The 244-nt window shown below is 36.5% G+C and carries 1 rRNA gene; it reads right to left on the bottom strand.

Features of this window, described 5'->3' with window-relative positions:
• Nucleotides 1-129: 129 nt before the first annotated feature.
• Nucleotides 130-244: ribosomal RNA gene (locus M3593_RS23890) — 23S ribosomal RNA — on the bottom strand; the annotation flags it as partial.

Genomic DNA, 244 nt, shown 5'->3' with positions numbered 1-244 from the left:
AATATCTATTATACTGTCTTTAGTGCATTTTGCAAGAGAAATTTTAAAGATATTTCACTTAGTAAAAATCTTTATTCCCTCAAAACTAGATAATGTGTAAGAAGAAAACAAGAGAAACGAATGATCAATTTGGTTAAGTCCTCGAACGATTAGTATCAGTCAGCTCCACACGTCACCGCGCTTCCACCTCTGACCTATCAACCTGATCATCTTTCAGGGTTCTTACTAGCTTGCGCTATGGGAA

Origin of the sequence: Mesobacillus sp. MER 48 (assembly GCF_023714225.1) — a bacterium.
GTDB classification, from domain to species: domain Bacteria; phylum Bacillota; class Bacilli; order Bacillales; family Cytobacillaceae; genus Mesobacillus; species Mesobacillus oceanisediminis_A.
Note: the sequence above shows the minus strand (reverse complement) of the source record. Positions and strands in the feature narration are given on the sequence as shown.